Source organism: Tenacibaculum xiamenense (genome assembly GCF_964513065.1).
Taxonomy (GTDB): domain Bacteria; phylum Bacteroidota; class Bacteroidia; order Flavobacteriales; family Flavobacteriaceae; genus Polaribacter; species Polaribacter xiamenense.
This window is the reverse complement of sequence record NZ_CAZEQU010000040.1, coordinates 22,515-43,506: the sequence shown is the minus strand read 5'-3', so window position 1 is coordinate 43,506 and position 20,992 is coordinate 22,515. Positions and strand designations below refer to the sequence as shown.

21 protein-coding genes are annotated in these 20,992 nt (G+C 31.9%); 10 read left to right on the top strand and 11 right to left on the bottom strand.

Going from position 1 to position 20,992, the window contains the following annotated elements; all coding sequences use genetic code 11:
* Nucleotides 1-155: 155 nt before the first annotated feature.
* The 10 genes from ACKTTV_RS19405 to ACKTTV_RS19360 form a co-directional block, all read right to left on the bottom strand.
* Entirely contained in the window at nucleotides 156-1,133 is a 978-nt protein-coding gene (locus ACKTTV_RS19405) for a 5-oxoprolinase subunit C family protein (RefSeq protein WP_408032542.1), read from the bottom strand.
* Entirely contained in the window at nucleotides 1,133-2,008 is an 876-nt protein-coding gene (locus ACKTTV_RS19400) for a 5-oxoprolinase subunit B family protein (protein ID WP_408032541.1), read from the bottom strand. The genes ACKTTV_RS19405 and ACKTTV_RS19400 overlap by 1 nt, the downstream gene beginning before the upstream one ends.
* A gap of 89 nt (nucleotides 2,009-2,097) precedes the next feature.
* The gene (locus ACKTTV_RS19395; protein ID WP_408032540.1) at nucleotides 2,098-2,862 is read right to left on the bottom strand and encodes a 5-oxoprolinase subunit PxpA; all 765 of its coding nucleotides are present in this window, start codon (nucleotides 2,860-2,862) and stop codon (nucleotides 2,098-2,100) included.
* Between the two features lie 6 nt (nucleotides 2,863-2,868).
* The gene (gabT, locus tag ACKTTV_RS19390) at nucleotides 2,869-4,146 is read right to left on the bottom strand and encodes a 4-aminobutyrate--2-oxoglutarate transaminase (protein WP_408032539.1); all 1,278 of its coding nucleotides are present in this window, start codon (nucleotides 4,144-4,146) and stop codon (nucleotides 2,869-2,871) included.
* A gap of 14 nt (nucleotides 4,147-4,160) precedes the next feature.
* On the bottom strand, nucleotides 4,161-5,207 hold the full coding sequence (locus ACKTTV_RS19385) for an ABC transporter permease (RefSeq protein WP_408032538.1): 1,047 nt from the start codon (nucleotides 5,205-5,207) through the stop codon (nucleotides 4,161-4,163).
* A complete protein-coding gene (locus ACKTTV_RS19380; RefSeq protein WP_408032537.1) occupies nucleotides 5,207-6,712 on the bottom strand; it encodes a sugar ABC transporter ATP-binding protein in 1,506 nt (501 codons plus the stop codon). Before ACKTTV_RS19380 ends, ACKTTV_RS19385 begins: the two co-directional genes overlap by 1 nt.
* 185 nt (nucleotides 6,713-6,897) lie before the next feature.
* The gene (gene torT, locus ACKTTV_RS19375; RefSeq protein WP_408032536.1) at nucleotides 6,898-8,010 is read right to left on the bottom strand and encodes a TMAO reductase system periplasmic protein TorT; all 1,113 of its coding nucleotides are present in this window, start codon (nucleotides 8,008-8,010) and stop codon (nucleotides 6,898-6,900) included.
* Nucleotides 8,011-8,240: 230 nt separating this feature from the next.
* Complete coding sequence (locus tag ACKTTV_RS19370) at nucleotides 8,241-9,581, bottom strand: acetyl-CoA carboxylase biotin carboxylase subunit (protein WP_408032535.1); 1,341 nt, start codon at nucleotides 9,579-9,581, stop codon at nucleotides 8,241-8,243.
* Nucleotides 9,578-9,829, bottom strand: coding sequence for an acetyl-CoA carboxylase (locus tag ACKTTV_RS19365; RefSeq protein ID WP_408032534.1), 252 nt, complete (start codon nucleotides 9,827-9,829; stop codon nucleotides 9,578-9,580). Before ACKTTV_RS19365 ends, ACKTTV_RS19370 begins: the two co-directional genes overlap by 4 nt.
* A 47-nt stretch (nucleotides 9,830-9,876) precedes the next feature.
* Nucleotides 9,877-11,163: a porin family protein gene (locus ACKTTV_RS19360; protein ID WP_408032533.1), complete on the bottom strand. Its 1,287-nt coding sequence runs from the start codon at nucleotides 11,161-11,163 to the stop codon at nucleotides 9,877-9,879.
* A 185-nt stretch (nucleotides 11,164-11,348) separates the two neighbouring features.
* Between ACKTTV_RS19360 and ACKTTV_RS19355 the strand changes: the two genes are divergently transcribed.
* The 3 genes from ACKTTV_RS19355 to ACKTTV_RS19345 all read left to right on the top strand — a co-directional run bounded on the left by ACKTTV_RS19355 (nucleotide 11,349) and on the right by ACKTTV_RS19345 (nucleotide 13,817).
* On the top strand, nucleotides 11,349-11,834 hold the full coding sequence (locus tag ACKTTV_RS19355) for an Lrp/AsnC family transcriptional regulator (RefSeq protein ID WP_408032532.1): 486 nt from the start codon (nucleotides 11,349-11,351) through the stop codon (nucleotides 11,832-11,834).
* Between the two features lie 81 nt (nucleotides 11,835-11,915).
* Nucleotides 11,916-12,689 (top strand): pentapeptide repeat-containing protein, encoded by a 774-nt coding sequence (locus ACKTTV_RS19350; protein WP_408032531.1) that lies wholly within the window; start codon nucleotides 11,916-11,918, stop codon nucleotides 12,687-12,689.
* 30 nt (nucleotides 12,690-12,719) lie between these two features.
* Nucleotides 12,720-13,817, top strand: coding sequence for a serine hydrolase domain-containing protein (locus tag ACKTTV_RS19345; protein WP_408032530.1), 1,098 nt, complete (start codon nucleotides 12,720-12,722; stop codon nucleotides 13,815-13,817).
* 49 nt (nucleotides 13,818-13,866) lie between these two features.
* On the opposite strand, the gene ACKTTV_RS19340 is transcribed toward ACKTTV_RS19345, so the two are convergent.
* Nucleotides 13,867-15,036 carry a THUMP domain-containing class I SAM-dependent RNA methyltransferase gene (locus ACKTTV_RS19340; RefSeq protein ID WP_408032585.1) on the bottom strand — a complete coding sequence of 390 codons (1,170 nt, stop codon included), beginning with the start codon at nucleotides 15,034-15,036 and terminating at the stop codon, nucleotides 13,867-13,869.
* Nucleotides 15,037-15,229: 193 nt separating this feature from the next.
* On the opposite strand from ACKTTV_RS19340, the gene ACKTTV_RS19335 reads away from it, so the two are divergent.
* The 7 genes from ACKTTV_RS19335 to ACKTTV_RS19305 all read left to right on the top strand — a co-directional run bounded on the left by ACKTTV_RS19335 (nucleotide 15,230) and on the right by ACKTTV_RS19305 (nucleotide 20,985).
* A complete protein-coding gene (locus ACKTTV_RS19335; RefSeq protein ID WP_408032529.1) occupies nucleotides 15,230-15,958 on the top strand; it encodes a class I SAM-dependent methyltransferase in 729 nt (242 codons plus the stop codon).
* Nucleotides 15,955-16,641 carry a ZIP family metal transporter gene (locus ACKTTV_RS19330; RefSeq protein ID WP_408032528.1) on the top strand — a complete coding sequence of 229 codons (687 nt, stop codon included), beginning with the start codon at nucleotides 15,955-15,957 and terminating at the stop codon, nucleotides 16,639-16,641. Before ACKTTV_RS19335 ends, ACKTTV_RS19330 begins: the two co-directional genes overlap by 4 nt.
* Before the next feature lie 98 nt (nucleotides 16,642-16,739).
* Nucleotides 16,740-17,252, top strand: a complete 513-nt coding sequence (locus ACKTTV_RS19325) for a hypothetical protein (RefSeq protein ID WP_408032527.1) — start codon at nucleotides 16,740-16,742, stop codon at nucleotides 17,250-17,252.
* Nucleotides 17,252-19,171, top strand: coding sequence for a tetratricopeptide repeat-containing sensor histidine kinase (locus ACKTTV_RS19320; protein WP_408032526.1), 1,920 nt, complete (start codon nucleotides 17,252-17,254; stop codon nucleotides 19,169-19,171). Before ACKTTV_RS19325 ends, ACKTTV_RS19320 begins: the two co-directional genes overlap by 1 nt.
* Before the next feature lie 61 nt (nucleotides 19,172-19,232).
* Nucleotides 19,233-19,826 carry a hypothetical protein gene (locus ACKTTV_RS19315; protein ID WP_408032525.1) on the top strand — a complete coding sequence of 198 codons (594 nt, stop codon included), beginning with the start codon at nucleotides 19,233-19,235 and terminating at the stop codon, nucleotides 19,824-19,826.
* 24 nt (nucleotides 19,827-19,850) lie between these two features.
* A complete protein-coding gene (locus tag ACKTTV_RS19310; RefSeq protein WP_408032524.1) occupies nucleotides 19,851-20,492 on the top strand; it encodes a response regulator in 642 nt (213 codons plus the stop codon).
* A gap of 82 nt (nucleotides 20,493-20,574) precedes the next feature.
* Nucleotides 20,575-20,985 carry a hypothetical protein gene (locus tag ACKTTV_RS19305; RefSeq protein WP_408032523.1) on the top strand — a complete coding sequence of 137 codons (411 nt, stop codon included), beginning with the start codon at nucleotides 20,575-20,577 and terminating at the stop codon, nucleotides 20,983-20,985.
* Nucleotides 20,986-20,992: the final 7 nt, after the last annotated feature.

The window sequence follows — 20,992 nt, the reverse complement described above, 5'->3', positions numbered from 1 at the left end:
ATCCCTTTGTTTAGGACAAAACATATCCCTTTACGTATTTAAAACTCACTGTTTTTAATACATATTCTGTTGGTTATTTAAATGAAAGAGTGCTTCATCCTTTATGAGTGAAGCACTCATAATCAATCATAACTCAAACTATAATGAAAAAAAATTTAACTTTTATCTATAAAACGTTTCACCTCCTGTAGTTGTTTACTTCGCTCTTTTCTTGCTAGCAAAGCCTCATCCATGGTGACTTTAATAAATTTTACAGGTCGGTTTGGAGGTAGTTGACCTATAATATCCATATCCGCAGAAATTACTGCTCCTAAAGTAAAATAGCCCCCTCCTGAAACGGCATCTCGATGTAAAATTATAGGTTCCGTTCCTCCTGGAACTTGAATAGAGCCATAAGAATAGCAACTATCGACAATGTTAGAAGGATCCGAACCTGCTCCAAACGGTGGTTCTCTATCTACAAACTCTAATTTGGTTCCTCCTTTAAATCGATATCCCATTCTATCAATTTCTAACCCAACCTTCCAAGTATCTTTAAAAAACTGTTCTTGAGAAGCTGGTTTTATCCTATGCCAATAAAGCCCTGGCAATACCCTTAATTCGGTAACTTCGGAGGTAGCTCTCCTTAAATTTTCAGGGATTGTTTTTCCTATTTCTGCTGTATTACTTGTATTTCCTATTGGTAACGAATCTCCTTTTGCTATTACCTTTCCTTTAACACCTCCTAAAGAACCTATTACATAGGTCGATCGACTTCCTAAATCTTTAGGCACATCAATTCCTCCAGCAATAGCTATGTAAATTCTTGCACCAGATTTGATAGATCCAAAAGACAAAACCTGTCCTAATTTAATCTCAAGTGCTGTCCAAGTAGGAACTTCTTCACCATCTATTTTAACGGTAATTTCGGCTCCTGTGATCGCTATAACCGAGTCCTTGTTAAACATCAAATGTGGTCCCATAAACACTGCTTCCAGTCCTGCTTCTCCTTCATCATTTCCTACTAATAAATTCCCTACCTTCAAAGCAAAACTGTCCATAGCTCCAGACATTGGTATTCCTAAGTGAAAATATCCTGGCCTTCCTAAATCTTGAATACTTGTAATAAGTCCATGTTTTAATACTGTAACCATTATTCTGATATTTTTTGAACTAAGTTCTTGTTATACGAATTGATATCTCTGTTATATTCATCAAGATTAAAGGTTACTTCCTTTATATTAGGTTTATACGTATTTACTTCAATCTCTCTGACTATTTGATCATATTCATTCCTTTCTATTGGCCTGAATTTTATAATATCACCTGGTCTAAAAAAGACCATAAAATCTTCAAGGTATCTGACATCTTGCTTTGGGTCGTAAATTGGCAACGGTGTTACTCCAAACATTTGATACCCTCCTGCTCCTTTGACTGAATAAATACAAGCAAAACAACCTCCATGCCCCAAGGTTAACTTGGGAGTATCGGTTCTTGGTCGTAAATATTTTGGTACTTGAATTTGTTGTTCACGTTCTACCATTTGATACATAAATGGTAAGCCTGCAACAAACCCAACCATTGAAACAAACCAAGGAGAAGAAGAATGTGCTTCAATAAAAGCTTCCACCGATTGATAATTATTTATTTCCGAAGCATACTCTAAATCGGTTCCATCGGGTTTCTGATGTCGATCTCGGAATCGCATTAAAGTTTCATGGGTCCAAGGATCATTATAAAGCACAGGAATTTCAATAATTCTTGTTTTTATTTCCTTTTGAATATTATTTTCAGACTCTTGTTCTATTTTCTTTACTTTATTTAATAGTGTATTAGGTTCTATTATATCAGGATTGAACCTTAACTGAAAAGAAGCATTTGCCGGACATATTTCAGTAACACCCTCTATATTCCCTTTCTTGATTGCCTCTGTTAAAGAAAGTACCTTAAAAAAAGGGGCTAAAGACATTTCCTCGCTACACTCAACAAACAAGTGCTCATCTCCTCCAAATGTGTATCTAGTTTTCATCGGTATATATTTTATCTTTTTTCGTCAATTGTAATTCACCTCAAATCTTTACAATATGTACTGATTTTTATAGCTAATTCCATTTGATCTTAATAATTATGCGCTCCTATTGTGATATTATTTTCTTTCAACCCAGAATTTAAAACTGAAGCCAATTCTAAACTTCCTGGTGTATCAGAATGAAAACATATCGATTCAAATTCTATATCAATAACATTTCCTGTTACTGTTTCTACTTTATTCTCAAGAACAGCTCTTAAAACTTTATCTAATACTTTTTGAGCATCCAGTTTATCTACATGCCTTGTAAACACAATGGATCCATTATCTCCATAGTCTCTATCTGCATAAAATTCTCTCACTACCGGTTGACCTATTTCTTTTGCAGCAAAATAGGTTTCGGTATTCCCCATGCAAAAAATAGGAATTGCACTATTCGTATTTTGTAGTGTCTCCATAAATTTTGCAGCTAACTCTTTGTTTACAGCCATTTCCATGTACAAAGCTCCATGGGGTTTAATATGATTTAACGACGTGTTGTATAGATTGCAAAACTCTTTCAAAGCTCCAACTTGATAAACCATATCATTTATTAACTCATCTACCGAAGCATTAATTTTTCTACGTCCAAATCCTTGTAAATCTCTATATCCTGGATGTGCGCCTACTTGTACGTTATTCTCTTTTGCCAATCGTACTAATCTATTCATATGATTAGGATCACCGGCATGAAAACCTGTGGCTACATTAGCTGAACTTATAAACGGTAGAATGTCTTGGTCATCAACATTAGATACAAACCACTGTCCAAAAGCTTCTCCCATATCACAATTAATATCTATTTTTTTATTCATGTTGATTTAACTTTTAAGTAAATTATTTATAATCTCTTCAAATATATCAAGCCCCTCATTCAATTGGTCTTCTGGAATCGTCAATGGAGTTAACACCCTGATTGCGTTACCATTAATACCACAAGATAACATAATTAGCCCTTTTTTAATAGCTTCTTTTAATATTGATTTTACCAATGAAGCATTCGGTTTAAGAGCATCTCCTTCCTTCACAAATTCAACTGCTATCATTGCCCCTAACTGCCTTATATTTCCAATAGTTTCAGGATATTTGTTTTTTAATTTGTAGAGTCTATTTGAAACAATCTCGCCAATCTTATTTGCTTTTTCGCACAGTTTTTCTTCCTGAATTGTTTCAATAACAGCTAGTGCAGCTGAACAACCTATTGGAGAACCTCCAAATGTTCCTCCCAAACTTCCAGAAGCGTCCATTATTTCAGATTTACCAATTACAGCAGACAATGGAAAACCACCCGCTAAGCCCTTTGCAACTGTGATCAAATCTGGCTCAATATTGTATTTCTCAGTGGCGAAAACAGTTCCTGTTCTCGCAAATCCTGTCTGAATTTCATCACATATCAATACAATACCATGCTCTGTACATATTTTTCGTAGCTCTTTTAAAAATGCAATTGGCGCAATATTAAATCCTCCTTCACCTTGAACAGGTTCTATAATCATCGCCGCTATATCCTGTGGATCAATTGTACTTGCAAAAAGATTTTTAAGAGCGTTAAGAGAATCCTCTATGGTAATTCCATAGTATTCAATTGGAAAAGGAATATGAAAAATGTTTATTGGAAATGGACCAAATCCTCGTTTATAAGGCGCTATTTTCCCCGTTAATCCCAAACACATATTTGTTCTTCCATGAAATCCACCATTAAAAGAAATTATTCCTGTTCTTTTTGTATAAGCTTTTGATATTTTAATCGCATTTTCAACGGCCTCTGCTCCAGTTGATAAAAACACCGATTTTGCATCATTAATCGGTGCTAAATCACTCAATTTTTCTGCTAATTTAACTCCGGACTCGTAAGGATTAATCATAAAGCATGTATGCGTAAAACTTTCTATTTGTTGATGCATTGCTTCATTAACTTTTGGGTGGTTATGTCCTGTGTTTACAACAGCGATCCCAGCACCAAAATCAATATATCTTTTACCTTCAACATCCCATAATTCCGAGTTGGAAGCTTTTTCTATATAAATAGGATATAAGTTTTTTTGTCCTTTTGCGATAACCTTATCCTTTCTTACTTGTAATTCTTTATTTTTAGTCATAATAATTTTATTCTTTAAGAGAATTTAAACCTGTACCTATCAAATATGATTGCTAAAATGAGTAAACTTCCTAGTAATATCATTTGCATATACGATCCAACTTGAAGTAAGTTCATTCCGTTTTGTACCATAATGATGAAAAAGGCACCTAATACTACATTTTCAACTTTACCTATTCCCCCTCGTAAAGACACTCCTGCAATAACGCAAGCCGCAATTGACTCTAACGCCACTGTTGCTCCTAAATTAGTCTCTCCTGACTCTACTCTTGCTGTCAGTAAAAATCCAGCCATTGACGCTAACAATGCGCATAACACATATGATAGTAGAAGTATTTTCTTTGTGTTTATCCCCGATAGATTTGCTGCTTTAATATTTCCCCCAACTGCATATATATAAGTTCCAAGTTTTGTTCTATTCATAACAAACCAAAATATTATAATGGCTAGCAATGCGAACAATACTGGTACCGGAACACCAAATAGTTTTCCAAAACCAAAAATGTTTCCAAACTCAGGAATCAATCCTGTTACGGGAACTCCTCCAGTTATAAATAAAGCAAAACCTGCACCGATGGACTGTACTCCTAAAGTCATGATAAATGGAGATACTTGAAATTTTGAAACTCCTACACCATTTAAAAACCCAATAATTAAGGCTGAAAGAATACTAGCTAAAATTCCTACCAATATTATTGCCCAAATCATATTTGGAAATATGGATGCGGCATATATCATTGCCGTTGATGACATTACCGAAGTAATTGCTATTGAAGTTCCTACAGATAAATCAAAACCACCTGTAATTAAAACAATCATTTGTCCTAATGATACCAAGGTTAGATATACTGATTGCCTCGCTACATTTGTTAAGTTTTGAAGTGTTAAAAACTTATTTGAAAATAGCGTAAATACAATAATTGCTATTAATAAGAAAAATGGTAACACCCCTGAAGTATTGAAAATTCTGAAAAAAATTCTCCTTACTGTGTCTCGACTAAATCGCACATTCGCCCCTTCTATATTTCTATTATTCTCTTTTGACATGATTTTAGTCCTCATTAAAAAAAATTATTTAAAATGTTCTTTTCGTTTATTTCTTTGTCTTTTAATTCTTTTACAACTTTTCCTTTCGAAAAAACCAATACTCTATGTGATAGATTTATGACTTCTGGTAAATCAGATGAAATTACTATTACCGCTTTTCCTGCCTCCACTAATTCTTTAATTAATAAGTAAATAATCTCTCTCGTACCTACATCAACTCCGACAGATGGCTCATCTAAAATGTATACCTCAAATTGAGATACTAAGCCCTTTGCAAATAATATTTTCTGTTGATTTCCCCCTGAAAGACTTGATACAAGTTTGTTATAATACTTCTTATTTATATCTGACTTGTTCGATGCTGATTCAGCTATTTCTGATTGCTTTGTTTTCCTAATCACTCCATATTTTGAAACAACATCTTTTCTAAGTAAGACATTTGCTTTAATATTAAGTTCTGTATTCGCTAATAGCTGCAATCCTTCTTTTTTCCTATCAGAAGTCAAGTAAAAGATTCCGTTTTGGATGACTTTCTTTGTAGATTTTTTACACACATCCTTTCCATTAAGAATTGCTGCCCCCTCTACTATAGGTTCAAGCCCCATTAAACTTCTCCAAAACCTAGACTTACCACTTCCAACTAATCCTGCAACACCTAATACTTCGCCCGACTTTACATCTAAGCTCAATGGATCTAACCCTTTAGGCTGAAAATTAATGAGTGATAAAGCTGTTTTATCTTCCTTGTTTTTTGTTATTTTCGGGTAAATTTTATCAATTGCTCTACCCGCCATACATTCCACGAGTTCTTTATCTGAAATTTTATCCAAAAAGAAGGTGTCGATAAGCTGACCATCTCTTAAAACTGTTATTTTATCAGCTATTTCACGAAATTCCTGTATTCTATGGGATATATAAACAATACCAACTCCCTTTTCTCGTGCTTTATTGATAAAACTAAACAACTTGCTTACCTCTTTATCTGTAAGAGAAGCTGTTGGCTCATCTAGAATTAAAACTTTCGCATTTTCTTTGAAAGCTTTAACGATTTCAACCATTTGCTGCTCTGCTCTAGATAATTCTGACACCTTCTTATGGACTTCAATCTCAAACTCTAAATCTTCGAAATATTTTAAAGACTCTTTTACTATTTGTTTTTTATTGAGAAATATTGATTGTGATGGTTCACTTCCTAAAAAAATATTCTCTGCAACCGTTAATGTTGGCACCAATGAGAATTCTTGAAATACTGTTCCTATACCATTATTTTTAGAATCTTGAACCGAGCTAAAACGAACTTTTTTATTATTCACATAAATATCTCCTCTAGTAGGTTTAATTACCCCTGCTAATATGGACATTAGCGTAGATTTTCCTGCTCCATTTTCTCCAAATAGTACATGTACTTCTCCTTTCTTCAACTTGAAATCGACATTTTTCAATGCTTGCGTTCCAAAGAAGCTTTTAGAGATTCCCTTCATCTCCACCAGAAAATCAGTATTTATAGTTTTTGTAGTCATAAAATTGATCCAAAAGATTTTTATACCATCTACACCTTGAATTTACCGTAGTAAAACGCCCTTTTACCCTTTCTACTTCATTAGAAAAAGAAACCATAAGCAATGGCTATGCTTGATTTTTATAATTTGTATAAAGAAAAAAAATCATCATTTTCTTTTACAGTAAATTCAAAATACAAATGGTATTAGTTTACATTGAAAATAGGTACGTGCATTGTTGGAGGTAAAATATCCGACCTTGGTACCGTATTAATATTGTTTTTATCGATCACCTGAATTTTTGGTCCTACATGCTTGTAGTAAGGTTTTCCTTCCAATATTCGAACTGCTTGATCAACTGCAAATCGACCTTGTAAAACCATTGCATCTGCAGGCGCCGCCATAATGAAGTTTCTCTTAATTCCAGAATATACTCCTGGTGTCATGTAAAACGACAACAACTGCACTTTACCTACTAAATTTCGTTCTCTTATTAACCCTTGAGCAGCTTCAGCTGTAACTGCCGTTCCTGCCAGATACTTAACTTCAGGATTACTTTGTAAAACATCTTCTACAAGTTTTAATTGAACTTCTTTTCCTGTATCTCCAAACTTTGGTTCTATAATTTCAAGTGAAGAGTTTTTAGTTGCCTCCATAAATCCTTTATGAGCGGCTTCAACCCAACCTGCTCCAGCGGGTCCTGGAAACCAACCTACTTTTACTTTTGCACTTCCTGCAGGATGTTTTTTTGCTAAGTAAGCTCCGGTTTCATATCCCATTGTATAAAATGACACTAAAGATTTCGCTTTAATATCTTTTGAAGAAACCCCGTTCACTAAATCAATAACTGGTATGTTTTTATTTGCCGCTTCTTTTATGATATTATTTAATCCATCTCCCGAAATTGCTCCGACAATTAAAGCATCAGCGTTATTTGCAATACAATCTTCTAATTGAGAAATTTGTTTGTTTAAATTCGTGTATCCACCAGCTTCTACTAAATTAATTTTCACTCCTAGCTTTTTTGCCTGATCGATAATACCATAATTTACTCCCAACCAATAAGCATCTTTCATATGCGGAAAAGACACACTGATTTTGTACTTTTTTGAAGCTTTATCTAAGGTTACATAGTCGATATCCTTAACAGTTCCGTCACTCGAAAAAGCAGGAGTCACTTCTTGTGCTGCATAGGTCTCCGATTGTGATGGTTCTTCCTGAGTAATGGTAGCTTCCTGATTTTTTTCTTTGTTCTTACAACTATTCAATCCAATAGTAAGAATGAATAAGAAATAGAACTTCATACTAATATTTTTCATACGTTTAAATTTTAATAATCACATGATTTTTAAACTAATTATAGAATTGAGAACATACATAATCGCTATGCTCTCGCATTAAAAATTTCAAACATTCTCCTTTGTAAAAAAATGTCTTAAATTTATTAATGCTCATTTCATGTGTATATATTTTATTTGTTAGTTGTCACTTAACCTGAAACATCAAAAACAAAAGTTTGATGCTACAAGGTTTATTGAAATAGAATTAATTACTTAAGTAGTTTTTCTAAGAATTGTGTATCTGTAGCTCCACTTAATACATCATTATTTTGGGTTAACTTGATATGTAAAGGAATCGTAGTTTTTATACCCTCAATATTTAAATCTTCTAAAGTATTTCTCAATTTTGAGATGGTTTCTCCACGTGTATCTCCATGAATAATTAACTTACCTATTAAGGAGTCATAAAACATAGGTATGGTATAACCTTCGTAAATAAAGGTGTCAAATCGCACATCATTGGAGTTAGGAATACCTAGTTTTTCAATTTTACCTGGAGATGGTAAAAAGTTGTTATCTGAATCTTCCGCATTTATCCTACATTCAATAGCATGCCCCTTAATTTTCACATCTTCTTGTTTAATTGAAAGCGGTATTCCAGAAGCTATTTTAATCATTTCCGCAACAAGATCTACACCTGTGATCATTTCGGTTATAGGATGTTCAACTTGAATGCGAGTATTGGTTTCTATAAAGTAAAACTCTTCACTAGTATCATCATAAATATATTCAACTGTAGCCGCCCCAGTATATTTAACCTCCCTTACTAAATCAAGTGCTTTCTCACACATTTTAGCACGAACTTTCTCATCAAGATTTACGGCAGGAGCTTCTTCCCAAACCTTTTGTCTTCTTCTTTGAATAGAACATTCTCTTTCAAAAAAATGGATAAAGTTTTCACCATCTCCTAAAATTTGAACTTCAATATGTCTGGCTTTTGATATATATTTTTCCATATACAATCCTCCATCTCCAAAAGTAGATTTTGCTTCATTTTGAGCTTGAAGAAATGTATCGGCAAGAGCCTCGCGGTTATGCACTATTCGGATTCCTTTTCCACCGCCTCCTGCTAAGGCCTTTATCATAATTGGAAAACCAATTTTTGTAGCTACTTGAACCGCTTCCGAAATATCCTTTAACCTTCCATTACTTCCAGGAACGGTTGGCACTCCTACTTTATCTGCTAGTATTCTTGCTTGCACCTTATCACCAAGCATACTAATAACACTTGCATTCGGTCCTATAAATATTAGACCTGCTTGTTCTACTGCTTCTGCAAATTTTGCATTCTCTGATAAAAATCCGTATCCTGGATGAATAGCATCTGCATTCACCTCTTTAGCAGCGTTTACAATTACTTCAATATTTAAATACGATTTTGAAGCTATTGGTGATCCAATATTTATGCTTGAGTCAGCCAGTTTTACCGCTAAAGACTCCTTATCTGCCTCACTATAAACCTGAACCGTTTTAATTCCTAGTTTTTTAGATGCTTTAATAATTCTAACAGCTATTTCCCCTCTATTTGCTATTAATATTGATTTAATCATGATTCAGATTCAATTATTGCTATTACTTGTCCAACATTCACCGGCTCCTCATTTTCAACGGTGTACTTTACTAGCTTCCCAGCTATTTCAGATTCTATGGAGTTAAAAGTTTTCATTACTTCTATTAAAAACAATGTATCTCCTACCTTAACTTCATCTCCCTCTTTTTTAAAATCATCACTTTCAGGGCTGGGTTTCTTATAAAATATTCCTGGTAAAGGCGCTATTATTTCTGTAATTGTTTTCATCCGTTTTAACTTAATTTTAAAATTGAGAACGTAACGCTCTTATAATGTTAGAAAAGAAAGATTGCTCCTAATGAAAATACATTGGCCTCTGGTGCAAAGACTTTATGCCTTCCTTGAAGTGTAAATTCTGACTTAAGAATTAAGTTGGAATTAAAGGAATATGATAAGCTATTCGTAAGTCTATCTGCGCTTTCGCTATACTCCAAATTATTACCTACAACTTGATCTTTTACCTTACTTGCACCATAATTAACTCCTAGAGCTATTGGTGAATCTTTAAAACTGTACGTTGCTTGTGCATAATATCCCTGAGTTTTTACAGTTTCTATATTGCTTCCAACCTGAATTGCAGGACCAAACATTAAACCAGCATCACCAATTCCATCAGCATAATAATAGTAACCTGAAAGGGTTAATCCACCAGTCTTAATTTTCATGAAAGCATCAACCCCAAAACCAGACAGGTCAGAATCAGTACCATTATCTCCAATATCTTGAGAAATAAAAGCAGAACTGAAATAAACATTAGTGTTTTTAAAATCTTTATTGAAGGCATATTTCCCATGTACTCCAACATTCTTAGGATTATTTGTAAAACCAAATGGTGTTCCGAAAGCTCCGTAAATATCAAAGGAAGCGAAAGGATCGTACATTCCTAATGTTAATGTAGATGTGTTTCCAAAGAAAGACGGAGTTGTATAATTTAGTTGTGATATTTTGTCAACGAAAATATATCCATACCCAACTCCTGCCAGTGTAGTATTTCTAGGTGTCGCAAAAGAATAATTTGCTCCCACTCCAAAAATACTTAAGTCATAATAAATAGCATCTAGTCCAAAAATCCCAAAATCTCTACCGATTAAGAAGCTACCGTGCTTCGGGGTATTAATTCTTATGGATGCTTGTCGTATTTCAACAGGAGCAAAACCAAATCCTCTTGATTGTGGCAACGAGGCATCTACTCCACTATTTGATAAACCAAAGGCCAAACCAAAAGTACTTACAACTGTAGTTCCGTCATCAAATGTATACTGAGGCATAAATGATAAAGTAGCCTGGCTAATTCCATTTCGTAATGAATGAAATGTTTCTTCTTCTATTCCATTGACAACATCCTCTTTTTGATTCGTAATAACATAATATGCATTTACTTGTCCCGAAAATTTAATTTTCCAATTGTCATTAAGTTTTAACTGTAACCCCTCATACGGCTCTTGTACTTGAACTTCTTTTTTTACCTGTTTGTCATCTTGGCTATAGATATGATTACTGAGAGAAATCATCCCAGCAATCATAACTAGCTTTAATAAGTTCTTCAATGTAGTAATTTTCATAATCTGTAATTAATTATTAATAAATTTTGCATTTCCGATACAATATTATGCAAATTTTTTCATTAATAGAAATAAAAATGAAAATAATTTCATTTTAAAGACTTAAAACAATATATTTTGCATTTAAAACAACACAAATAAAAAAATTTATAATTGTTGATTTTTTAAGACCAAACTCATTAATTATGTATGACCTATATTTGAAAAAAAGTAGAAATATTAAAACGATGGAAGAAACACAACTTGACGACTTAGACTATAAAATCATAAAACACTTGCAATCAGATGGTCGGATGTCATTTACCGAAATTGCCGAAGATTTAGATGTTGCCGTTAGTACTATTAGAAATAGATACAACAGAATTATTGATGAAAAAATATTACGTATCATTGGTAGAGCAGAACCTCAAAAACTTGGATTAAATGCTTATGTTAGAGTTATGTTGGCGGTTAAACCTGCAAAAAAAATTAATTCTGTCATCGATACAATTAAAGATTTTCCTGAAATAAGTTTTTTAGCCATTACTTCTGGAAAATTTAATATTGAATTAAACTTAATGTGCAAAAACAATAATGCTCTACTTAAAAGAATAGATGCTATTAACAATACTGATGGTGTGGAAGAGCTTCAAATTACTATGTATTTGGATGTTTTAAAATGGGGGCAATAGTGAGTAAATATTGTTTTCATTAAATTAATTGTCACAATTCAAAAACAGTATTGTCTTTCTAATATAATTTAAACCTACATTATGAAAAATATAGTTATTCTAATCGCATTACTGTTTTCTTTTTCAATTGTTACAGCTCAAAAAACAATTGACGCTCATGACATCATGCAAGATGTTAAAAATGGAAAGACCATTCAATACTCTAACGCTGTTATTAAAGGTATTTTGGACTTCACATATATGAACGAAGCCCTTCCTAAATTACCCAAAAGAAAACGTTGGTGGAACAATGGTGGATCAAATGAAGTAACTAAACAAATTACGAGTAAAATTTCTTTTGTCAACTGCACTTTTAAAGATGATGTATTAGCCTATATTCCTCATGAAGATAGTGGTTATACCTTTGTAGCCAACTTTGAAAGTGATGTAATTTTTAAAGGGTGTTCTTTTGAGCAGAAAGCAATGTTTAAATATTCTGATTTCGAAAGGTTAGCTGACTTTTCTTCTTCAAAATTTAATGATGATACCACATTTAAATATGCTAATTTCGAGAATCATTCTAACTTTAAAAATGTTTATTTTGATGAGCCTGCAACCTTTAAATATGCTAATTTTAAGGAACATGTAAGTTTTGAAAACTCTGTTTTCGATGAAACAGCAACCTTTAAGTATACTGAATTCAATAGAGGTGTATCATTTAATAATGTTCAGTTTAAAGAAGATTTAAATATAAAGTACACTAAAGTTAAGGGTGATTTTGATATTGAAAACATGGAGGTCGCTTTCGATATCGATTCAAAGTACACCAAAATCAACGGAAGAAGTTTCAACAAATACCTTTTAAAGAGAAAATAAAAAGCTCTAACTACTACAAAATTTAACTTAATGAAAAAAACACTGGTTCTTATTTTAACCTTTGTATTGTCTTACAATGCATCTATCGTTTCACAAACCATTTCTAATTCCGTTTTTGACAAAACTGACAAATACGTGAAAGAAATAATGGACACAAATGGAATTATAGGTCTTAATTACGCCATCTTAGTTGATGGTGTAGTTGTTCATAAAAAACAACTGGGATATGCTAATTATGAGCACAAGGTTCCAATGACCAATGACAAGCTCTTTGCTGTAGCTTCCATTTCAAAATTATTTAGTTCAACAGCACTTCATAAACTTTTATTAGAAAAAAACAGAAGTATTGATGAAACTATAGGCAGTTTTTTACCCGAAAGAAATGATTTACCTAGCTCTTGGTTAAAACTACCTTTGAAGCAGCTTTTATCACATACTTCAGGTATTCCAGATCAAATAGACTATCAAGTTTATTTAGCACCTAGGGATGACAATGAAGTTATCAATGCTATGAAAGACAAACCGTTTGATTTTGAACCAGGTAAAAAATCAAAATATAATGCCACTGGCTTTTTTCTGCTTAGATTGGTAATTGAAAAGTTATCTGGAGAAGACTTTGAAACTCACATGAAAAAGCGTTATTTCGAGAAATTCAAGTTAAATTCCGCGGAATATGGCGGTTTTAAGAAAGTGGTAAAAAATAGGGTTAAAAGCTATAGAAATGTAAATGGTAAACTAGAAATGTTTCCTCTAAGCTACTCTCCCACAATGTACGCCGCTGCTGGAATTAACATTAACTTAGATGATTTAACCAAATGGTTTCAAAATCTCTATAATGAGAAAATACTCCCAAAAGAGACTTTGGATAAAATTTGGACACCAGTATTATTAAATAACGGAAAACCTGGTTATTTTGGTCTTGGGTGGGAAGCTGCAGAAGTTGGAGAAAATATTAATGCTGTTGGACATGGAGGAGCTGGAATTTCATCAATAAGACATTTTTATGGTAAAGGTTTAAAACAAAATATAAGTGTGATTTTTTTGTCAAATGGAGCTAAAAACTGGAAAGTATATCCAAATAGTATTGGTGCTAACATTGCCAATATTGTTATGACGGAATTACAATAAGAATAGAATAACTTAATAATAAAAAAGAGCTCCATGTGGAGCTCTTTTTTTATATATCTGAAATATCTTTTTTTATCTTCTTACTTCCTTCATAAAGCTCATATTTCACGAACCTACAATCTAAATCTCCATTTTTCAAAGGGATTCTTTTTGATGTTCTTAATCCTACATTTTTTAAGGCCTTAATATCTGAAGTTATTAACCAAGCTGTAGAGTTTGAATAATTGTGTTTTAAAGTATCTCCTATTTTCCTGTAAAACTCAGCCGCATCAATATTTAAACGTTCTCCATAAGGAGGATTAAATAAAATAGTTGTTTTTCCAAAAACCTCTTTTTTCGAATTAAAAAAGTTTACATGATGCACACCTATAAACTCATCTAAATTCGCATTTATAATATTTTGCTGAGCTTTCCTTACTGCAGAAGGTGCTTTATCAAATCCCATAATTTTAAAATGAGAACTTCTGATTTTTTTGAGCAATGAATCCTGAATAACAAAGTATAAATCTTCGTCATAGTCATTCCAATTTTCAAATCCGAAATGCTTTCTGTTTATATTAGCAGGAATTTCATTAGCTATCATTGCAGCTTCAATTAATAAAGTTCCAGAACCACACATCGGATCTATAAAATTTTCCTCTCCTCTATATCCAGAAAGTAAAACTAGTCCTGCAGCTAACACCTCATTAATCGGTGCAATATTGGTAGCACTTCTATATCCTCTTTTGTGCAAAGACTCTCCTGATGAATCTAAAGAAATCGTCAACCATTCATGATGAATGTGAATATGTATTTTTAAATCTGGGTATTTTAAATCAACATTTGGACGCTTTTTAAATTTGTGCATGAAATAATCAGCAATAGCGTCTTTTGATTTTAGACTGATATAATGAGAATTTGAAGTAAAATTTCTTGAGTTCACAACAGAACCAATAGCAAATGTACCATCAACTTCTAAATATCGCTCCCATTTTACCCTCTGAATAGCTTCATATAAATCTTCTTCATCAAAAATTTTGCTACGCTTAATAGGCTTTAAAATTCTAATCGCTGTACGCAAAGCAATATTTGCCTTATACATGAACCCTTTGTCACCTCGGAAGCTTACATTTCTAACTCCTTCAGTTACTTGCATTGCTCCTAACTTACGTAATTCATCAGCTAACACTCCTTCTAACCCAGCAATGGTGATAGCTGTCATTTTAAAATCTTTCTCCATGTATATATATAAATTCACAACAAAAGTAGTATTAATTTGTATGGAATCCATAACATAATGGCACAAATAGAATTATCACTATTCAAACTTCAGAAATTGAATAATTTTCCACAACTAAAGTCGAAAAATGATTTTATTTCAAACTGTTATTCAAAAATGTAAGTTTTGCGTATTTTTGCTGACACTTTTAACTATGGATACAAAACAAGATTGGTTTACCTCGTGGTTTAACACCCCCTACTATCATATACTATATAAGCATAGAAACGATTCTGATGCTCAGTTTTTTATAAGAAATATTACTACTTTCTTAAACCTTCAAAAAAATAGTTTTGTAGCGGATGTTCCTTGCGGAAAAGGAAGGCACTCTGTGTATTTAAACTCTTTGGGCTTAAATGTTAGAGGAGGAGACTTAAGCTCCAATAGCATTGAACATGCAAAACAATTTGAAAACGACACGCTAAAGTTTGAAGTTTGGGATATGCGAAAACCAATTGAAAACAAGTATGATGTTATCTTCAATTTGTTTACAAGTTTTGGTTATTTTGAAGATGATAGTGATGATATTTTGGTTTTAAATAACTTTAAAAACGGGTTAAAAGAAGATGGTAAACTTGTATTAGATTTTTTGAATGTTGAAAAAGTTAAAAACACGATAATTCCATATGAAGAAAAGGTTATTGATGGAATAACTTTTAAAATAAAAAAGGAAATAAAAGATGGATATATCCTAAAATACATAGCTTTCGAAGCTGACAATGAACATCACTCTTATACCGAACAAGTGAAAGTATTGTCTCTTGAAAAAATGCAGCATTATTTTGAAACCGCAGGTTTAAAAATTAAACATATATTTGGAGATTATTCCCTTAACACATTTGACAAATCTAATTCGGATAGATTAATCTTAATAGCTGAATGAGTTCTATATTATTAATAATATCAGTTTTACTTGGTGCACTGATCGTTTTGTTTATCAAACCGAAGAATAACTTTATTAGCCTTTTATTGGCTTTTAGTGGTTCTTATTTATTATCTGTTACTGTATTACATTTACTTCCTGAAGTATACACTGAAACTTCTTCTCCAAAAACCGTTGGTATTTTAATTCTAGTTGGAATCTTAATTCAATCCATTTTAGAATCTTTTTCAAAAGGGGCGGAACATGGACATGTACATTTACATTCAGATAAAAACCACTTTCCTTGGCTATTATTTGTTAGTTTAAGTATTCATGCGTTTACTGAAGGTTTACCCATTCATGAACATAGCGATCATCAGCACAATTTGTTATGGGCTATTTTTATTCACAAAATTCCTATTGCAATTATTCTTACCACCTTTTTAATAAAGGTGAAATATTCTAAAAAAATGATTGCATTTTTTTTAATATTCTTCTCTTTGATGAGCCCTTTAGGTATTTTGGTATCTGAAAACTTTGCGTTTATTCAAAAGTTTCATGCAGAAATTACTGCATTTACTATTGGTATTTTTCTTCACATTTCAACTATTATATTATTTGAAAGTTCAGAAAACCATAAGTTCAATATCCAAAAGTTTGCCGCCATTTTGTTTGGTATCTTATTGACAATATTCACCTTGTAGTAGTTTTTATTTATCTTTAAAAGAAAAATACCTAGTTGTAGGGATGCTTATAACCTTAACATAGGCATAATTTTGAAGATAAATAAAAAACATATAAGATGAAATTAACTTTAAACACTACGCATTATCAATTACAAAATACACTTTTAGGTAACTCTACTCAGTTTCACAGCCTACAGTCGGATATTGAGCATAGTATTAAATTTGCTCCATTAATTAACCTTGTACAAACTAAAATTGGTATGGCAACGAGGTACTTAATGATTGTCAACTTTTATTCCTATGAAAACACAAGGATTCAGAGTATTGAGATTGATATTGTAGAGGGTAGATTAGTGTTTGACATTATGCTAGATTATACTGAACTAAAAGCACCAAACCATAGTATATCTGAGTTGATAATTGATCTTAGTCATAATTCAGATCTTCATTTATTAATAGACTCTCTTCTAAGATTTCAATATACTGTATTTATTTCTAATCCTTTAGAAAGAAACAGTTATAACCCCGATGAAAATTCCTTCACTCTTAATTATGATAATAGAAATTTTGCAAGTGGTGTAACTGATCCCATAAACGATTACCCTTTAATTCAGGCTCCGAACATATAATGTCTAAATACGCTATTTTTTGTCTACTTATCTTAAATTCCTTTTTAATATCATCTCAAGAAGTAAATGATTTACAAATCGTAAAAGATTCTCTTGAAATATTTATTAAAAACAGAGAAACTGATAAGGCGTTATTACTATTAAAATCTATACCTGAAACTCTTCAAAATGAAGATTTCAGGTATGACATTATACATAAAAACATTTTTTACTGCTACTATCTTCAAAAAAAATATGATAGTTGCAAATCAATCCTTGATATAGTAAAATTATATAAGAATGCCCTTAGCCCGAAACATTTAAGTAATTACTATCTAAATAATGCTTATTACTTTAAAGAGAAGAATAATCTGGATTCGTCAGTTTACTATTATACTAAATCTCTTCATTTTTTTGAACGGGACACCTCTAAGAATATTACCGAGCGTGCAAATATTTATGCCGGGTTAGCATCAGTTTATAGTCAAACTAAAAACTCTAAAAAACATTTATTTTATTTAAAGAGATATTTAAATGAAGCTAAAAAATCCAAGAACGATTATAAAATTGGAGCAGCTTTAAACAACCTTGGAGTTTTTTATGACAAAAATCAAAACCCTGAAAAAGCCTTGTTTTATTTTAAAAAATCTTTGAAGTTTAAGCTGAGAAACACAAACAGGAACTCTGTTCTTCAAAATATAGGGTCAATTTATTTAAATTATTATAACAATTCAGATTCCGCATCTTATTACAATAAAAAAGCTATCAATGAGTTCACATCGAATCGAACATTAGCACACATTCACTATGATTTATCCGTAATCGAAAAACGTAGAAAAAACTATCAAAAAGAAAACACAGAGTTATTAGAAGCATTGTCTAAGCTAAAAACAGATCCTTTTGTTGAGTTAGAATTATCTATCTATAAAAATCTATATTTAAACTTTGTCAGGTTAAATTCTATTGACCGCTCTGTTTTTTATTTAAAAAAATACGATTCTTTAAATGAGAAGTTTACTAATGATAACTTAATTAGAAAAACGGAAGAAATTGAAACTCAATATCAAGTTGAAAAAAAAGAAGTTCAGATAGAAAATTTAAAACATTTGAATACTATAGCTTCAGAAAAAGCTAAAGCCAAACAAAATCAAATTATTGCTTTAACAGTGTTTATAATACTCGGGTTCACAACAACTTATTTAATACTTAAAAACTCCAGAAAAAAGCGCTTATTAGCTGAACAAGAAAAAGACTTGGAACAACAAAAGAATCTTACTCTTTTAAAAGAGCAAGAAATAACTGCCATTAACGCAATGATTGATGGTCAAGAAAAGGAGCGCATAAGAATTGCAGAAGATTTACACGATAATATCGGTAGTGTGCTGGCAACCCTAAAACTACATTTTGAAAACCTTCAGTTAAACAGAGATAAAAAACAGTTTGATCAGGATGTGTTATTTCAAAAAACCGAAACGCTAATTGACGAAGCTTATTTAAAAATTAGAAGTATCGCACATGCAAAAAACTCTGGAGTTATTGCTAATCAAGGTTTACTTGTTGCCGTAAAATTAATGGCAGAAAAAATTTCTTCTGCAAATAAAATCCAGATTAATGTTATTGACTTTGGATTGAATAATAGACTTGAAAATAGTCTGGAAATTGCGCTTTTTAGAATTATTCAAGAATTGGTAACCAATGTTATAAAACATGCTAAAGCTACTGAAGTAAACATTAATATTTCCCAATTTGATGACCATATTAACCTTATTGTAGAAGATAATGGAATTGGATTCAACTACAATGCTATAGACCATTCACAAGGAATGGGCTTAGGCTCCATAGAAAAGCGCGTGGATCATCTTGAAGGTTCTTTTGAAATTGATTCTACAACCAATAAAGGAACTTCAATTATTATAGATTTCCCTATAAATAATACTTAAACATAGGTATTTACCAGTTTGATGTATTGTTTAATTTTGATAATACTAAATACGATTTTAAATGAATTTTATTACGAACTTTCTTGTATCGATAGATCAGCTAGGAAATGTTCTAGCTGGAGGAAATCCAGATAATACAATTTCTTCAAGAGTTGGATATTATACAGAAAAATACTACCCTGAGGAAAGAATTCCATTTCGTTGGCGTTTGTTCAGAGATATAATCAATTTTACTTTCTATCCAATTGATGGAAAAAATCATTGTAAAGAAGCTTATTTCAATGATGCTGGAGAAGAGTTTGATCCAGGTACTAGTGATGTTGCTGTAGCAATACTTGCTGTTCTAATTACAATTAGTTGCTTTTTCATTGCCACTTTACTTTATTTATTATATCTCTTAGGTATTGTTTCTCCAAAAAAAATTAATAGAACCAATAAAATAAAACAGCGATTACGAATGGTTGAAGCCAAACTGAGAGGTATATATTCGGAGTTAAATGAATACCAAATTCAAGTAGATAATGAACTTGATGAAATTATAGATGATACCCAAACCACTTTAGAAGAAATAATAGCTAAAATTGAAGGAATTTTAAAACTTAAGCAGCGATTGGCTGATTTTAAAAAAGCAAAACTGAATAATAAAAACCAATAGTGCATAAAACAAAAACGATTAAGTATGATTACAATGGTAATGGCAGAAGATCATCAAATGCTTATTGATGGAGTACTGTCCTTTTTTGAATACAATGATGAAATATCAATTCTAGGAACCGTAAACAACGGTGAAGATTTGGTTAAACTCGTTTCTTTAAAACAACCCAAACTGGTTATTACAGATATTAGAATGCCAAAAATGGATGGAATTGAAGCTACTAAACTTATTAAATCGCGTTTTCCTCATATACGCGTACTAGCTTTAACGATGTTCGATCAACCAGATGCTATTAAACAAATGCTTGATGCCGGAGCAACAGGATACCTTTTAAAAAACTCTGGAATAAAAATGCTCTCTGAAGCTATTGAAAAAGTAGCCAAAGGAGAAACTTTTTTTGATCCGAATGTCGCTTTTAATTTCATGAATGATTACATTGACGAGAATTCCAATATAGGTAAAACTGAAAAGGTAGTACTATCAAATAGAGAAAAAGAGATTCTTCATTTAATTGCTAATGGAAAAACTTCAAAACAAATTTCAGAGATACTTTTTATTGCTAAAACCACTGTAGATACGCATAGAAAAAATATGATCCGTAAGCTAGCACTTTCTAACGGAAATGAGTTGGTAAAATATGCTATTGAAAAGAAGTATCAATTCTAAATTACCTAGTTATAGGGATATTATTCTCCTTAATTTCAATATAATTTTGAAGTATTAAAATAATCTATTAGACTTTAAAATTATGAATTCACAAACTATTCAAAAACAATTCTCTGAGTTATTAAACTCAAATATAGGAAACAATTTACCTCTAGAAAACGAAGATCAAAGTATTATAAACGCTTATAAAACCGAATTTAAAACCCTTTCTGAGGAAGAAAAATTACTTGGTTTTAATAATATCATAACAAGTTCCAGAAGATGTGGTTTTGCTAATGGAGGTACAAATCAATACTTATTAAATACTGATAGTAAAAATAGGTATCGAGTAACAATTAAAACAAACTGGAGAAGTGGCATTCAAAGTGGCTCACATTACAGAACACATATAATTGAAGCTGGATCGAAATTGTTTTTAGGTTGCACAGACTCAGGATATATTCCTATCACGTATTATAGTCGCTTTGTTGTTGGTGAAGTAAAAATCAATTAAAAAAACA